A 4,155-nucleotide genomic window follows, 5' to 3' on the forward strand; every position below is an offset into this window, starting at 1 on the left:
TTGATGATTAGCTGATAGACATGAGTAAAGTCTTCCGGGCTGACAAAATCAGCCAGGATTATTTCCTGCAGTTGCTTCCGTTCTTCATCAGATGCCTGCTTCAGGGTGTAAATCAGTGGCAGGGTAAGCTTTCCCTCTTCAAGGTCAATCCCAATGGCTTTCCCAAGATTTTCTTCCCGGGAAGTGTAATCCAGCACATCGTCAACCATCTGAAATGCCATGCCCAGATTAAGGCCGAAAGTTTTCATCATTGATTGTTTTTGATGATCAGCATCAGCAAGTAAAGATCCTATTTCACAGGCAATAGCCATCAGGATTGCCGTTTTCCCCTCAATAACCGCCAGGTAATCATCTTCCGTGGTGGTTATATCGGCGGTTTTCATCAGTTCAAGAATTTCACCTTCGGCCAGGCGTTTGGTGGCTGAAGCTAATGCTTTGAGGATTTTCAGGTTTCCCTGATCAACTGCCAGATCGAAAGAGGTCGAGAAAAGAAAATCACCTACAAGCACCGAGGCCTCATTGCCCCAGATCATGTTGGCTGCAGTTAAGCCGCGACGCATATCCGCCTGGTCGACAACATCATCATGCAGGAGGGTGGCGGTATGAATAAATTCAATCACGGCCGCCATGGCTGTACCCGAATAAGGCTGGTCGCCCATCATTTTCATGGTCAGGATAAGCAGGGCCGGTCGCAGTCGCTTGCCGCCGCTTAAAATGATATGATCACTTATTTTTGGAATCAGGGAAACGTTGGTTCTCAGGTAATCCGCATAAGCAGATTCTATCTCTTTCAGCTCAGAGTCTATGAGGGAAAATACATCATTTATGGTTGAAATGGCGGTCATGGAATATTTTTGCAGCCTTTGTCTGGTGGCCTTCGCCAGGCGCTAGTTTAACGTTTAATTATCAGTGTTCAGCGGTCAGCAAAAGAGGCTGGCCATTAACCTTACACCGTGCAACTTATATCTTACAGCTTTGAACATGTTTGCGGCCAAATTGCCACTGCTTTTGAGTCAACTCTTTAAATTGTGCATCCGGTTCCGGAAAGCACTATCTAAGGGTCGGATAGTGAGAGAATTTATAGCGGAATATCCGCTACTTGTCAAAATGTTTTTATTTGTCAGCAACCTTGTAAAAGGTCAAAAAATAAAGGAACAGGATATGAGTTGTAAATTTTGTCTGGTTCAAGGATTTAAAAACCGCGGCGGTGTGATCTTCAGGCCTTCTTTACCGTTTTGCCTGGCCAGCAACAAGATCAGTTCTGCGGATTGGGTCGGCTGTGAATGGAGGCATTGTAATTTTTTTGGTGTGAGCTTTCGATTACTGCAGGCAGTTAGAAGGGATGGCAATCGTTCGGCTGGATAGCTGACAAAGAAGCTGCCACCCGGTTCAAGAAAAAAAGCAGCAGCTTCGATCAGGGTATCCAGACTGGTAGTTATTTCATGACGGGCAATGGCTTTTTGCCGGCAGGTATTCAAACGCCCTCGATGTTGTGGGTAGTAGGGTGGATTTGCAATAATGGTGCCAAATGATGATGGAGGGGCAATCTTTTGGTAATTACGGTAGTCTTCCTGGATAATGGTAATTTGCTGCTGGAGATCATTTTGATTGACATTGCCGCGGGCGATGTCTGCCAGTTCCGGTTGGATTTCTATCCCTTTGAACTGTCCTGACTTCGGAAACCGGCGGGCCAACAGGAGGGGAATGATGCCAACACCGGTCCCCAAATCAATAATTTTTTCATTGTTTTCCAGGGTGATGAAATCAGCAAGGATAAACGGATCCATGTTATAGCGATATCCATGCCGTGGTTGTTGGATGGATAGCTGGAAGTCAGGAAGGATTTCAGTAGTGGTGGCAATGGTGGTGCCTTGGTTCATTTTATTGATGCTTCCAGGGGCAACTATCAATCCCCGAAAAGATAAAGGATAAGTCCGGTTAAAAGTTTCGGGTAGAAAAAAGTTGATTTCTGCGGCATTTTTTCTCCGGCAGCGGCAACACTTTTTACCTGGTTGATATCGGTGGGACGAAGGAGAACCGCCAGCTGATTTTCTCCCTTCATGATTGATTCCACCGCTGTCTCGGCATCCTGGCTGAAACTGGTATAACGCTGTGTTTCCATGTCTTCAGCACTGATATTGAGGGTCTGGTTGAACAATAAGTGATCCAGGACCGAAACGTCCAGAGATGCCAGGGGGGTAGGGATGTCTTTCATCAGTTCTTGTGCCTGGTGTGATTCCAGGGATATCAGGAAACAATCAGGTTTTTTACCAATGACGGCAATAAAGTGGTTACCGTCACCTTGCTGCTTCAAAATCTGTACAAGATGGCTGGCGATAGCTTTGGGGTCCTGGGTGTCTGGTCTTGTAGGAGATAACCGGAAAATGCCGCCCATCTTTTCAGTAAACATTTCCGGATTCAGTCCGGGATAACCCGATACCAGGCGGTGGGTAGGCAGAATGGCCAGATCGGCACTGGAGGTATTGGTGCAATAGACCATGACATAGTCATATGGCTGCCGGCTGTCAGGATTTCCTTCCTGTTGGCGGCGCAATTTTCGATAATTAAGTGCAGTTTCAAAACGATGATGACCATCGGCAATAAACAATGACTGGGGGGCCAGGATCTTCCTTATGCGATCAATGGCGGCCGGATTTCTGACCGGCCAGATGCGTCGCTCAATGCCAACTACGCTTTTCAGGGAGATAAAAGGCTTCCTGGTTTCACGATACTGTTGCAGTTCCTGCTCAATAATCAGCTCGGGATCATCATAGAGGGTGAAAATCTGGCTGAAATCGGCCCGGCAGGCACTCATCAACTTCAGCCGATCTTCCTTGGGGGCACTCATGGTTTTTTCATGCGGCAGCACTGATTTATTGTCCAGACCATCCAGAGCCAGCAGACCGATAAAGCCTTTACGGCAATACTTTTTTCCCAGGGCGGAAAATTCTTCTTCCAGGTAATAGAAAGCCGGTTTCTGATCATGAACTAGAATGTTTTCCCGACACCATTCTTCCAGGGTTTCCGCTGCTTGCTGGTATTCTTCCTCAGGGCGAGGTTCCCCTTTTTCCTGAGCACTTTTACCCAGTGTGAGACGAATAATATTGTGGAGATTCCGGGCTAATAGCTCCTGTTTGTATTCAGCCGTGATGACGTCATAAGGTGGGGCTACCAGCTGGGCAAGGTTCTTTTGCTGACTGGGATGGTAAAAAACACCGTTAAAAGGTTGGATAATTGGCACGTTCTTCTTGCTCCTTATATCATCTGCTTTAGATGCTACTGTTCGGTAACACGGCGGTATATAATTGTGTTCCGCTCTACCATGAAATAAGGTTGTAAGGCAAACGGTTTTGTCGCTTTCAGGAAAAAGAAATGATTATGCCGGCGGTAGGTTGTTGCTGCATGTCAATATCAAACCAGTCCGCTGCTGAACCACCATTGAGAGCAATTTCCAGGAAGCCGAAACTGTTGTTGATCAAGATAGGTTCTGAGGGGTTTCCCAAGCCATATGTAGGTGTCAGGGTGTTGGTATGCCAGTTAAGGAAGCAGCAGCTGAATTTGGTCGTTGCGTTCAAGTGATCAGCATGAATGTTACTGATTAAATTACCAAAATTATCAATATAGATGATGTTGCCGTGGATTTTGCGGTCGGTTATAATTGGTTTTGGTAGTGATTTCCTGATCAAATCATCTGGTTGCAGTTGTGGGCCAACCTGGTTGATGGGGTGGCCGTTAGCCAGCCACAAGGCAGCCGGCAGGAAAATATCGCGGCCATGGAAAGTCGGGGCCGGCTCCGGGAAAATAATCCGGGGGTTGGTAATCTCATGGACCGCTTTGATCTTTCCTTGGAGGAAGGTGAAAATGCCGTTATCAGGGCCAACAAAAAAACCGTCATCCGTTTGGACGGCCAAAGGCAGGCGGCTGGTTCCAACACCGGGATCAACTATGGTAAGGTGGATACTGGTTTCAGGAAACCTGCGCCAGCAGTGCTGCAGGAAAAACTGGCTTTCCAGAATGTCACCCGGCCTGATTTGATGACTTAAGTCTATCAATGAAAGATCAGGGATGGCTTTCAGTGCCAGACCTTTTAAAATGGCCACGTAGGGACTGGCAGCACCAAAATCTGTTAAGAGGGTCAGGATCATGTATATGTTC

4 protein-coding genes are annotated in these 4,155 nt (G+C 46.9%); all 4 read right to left on the bottom strand.

Features of this window, described 5'->3' with window-relative positions; all coding sequences use genetic code 11:
* A partial coding sequence (locus tag U9P07_04260) for a polyprenyl synthetase family protein (GenBank protein MEA2108613.1) occupies positions 1-845 on the bottom strand: 845 nt, incomplete at its 3' end.
* 339 nt (positions 846-1,184) lie between these two features.
* On the bottom strand, positions 1,185-1,880 hold the full coding sequence (locus U9P07_04265; GenBank protein ID MEA2108614.1) for a methyltransferase: 696 nt from the start codon (positions 1,878-1,880) through the stop codon (positions 1,185-1,187).
* 26 nt (positions 1,881-1,906) lie between these two features.
* Positions 1,907-3,241, bottom strand: coding sequence for a DUF1015 domain-containing protein (locus U9P07_04270; GenBank protein MEA2108615.1), 1,335 nt, complete (start codon positions 3,239-3,241; stop codon positions 1,907-1,909).
* 118 nt (positions 3,242-3,359) lie between these two features.
* Positions 3,360-4,155 (bottom strand): SAM-dependent chlorinase/fluorinase (locus U9P07_04275; GenBank protein MEA2108616.1); only part of this gene is annotated, 796 nt, incomplete at its 5' end.

The organism is Pseudomonadota bacterium (genome assembly GCA_034660915.1).
Classification (GTDB): Bacteria; Desulfobacterota; Anaeroferrophillalia; order Anaeroferrophillales; family Anaeroferrophillaceae; genus DQWO01.

What these genes read in the sequence shown, in the direction of transcription:
- U9P07_04265 (MEA2108614.1), bottom strand. Translation starts at nt 1,880, where the DNA reads ATGAACCAAGGCACCACCATTGCCACCACTACTGAAATCCTTCCTGAC.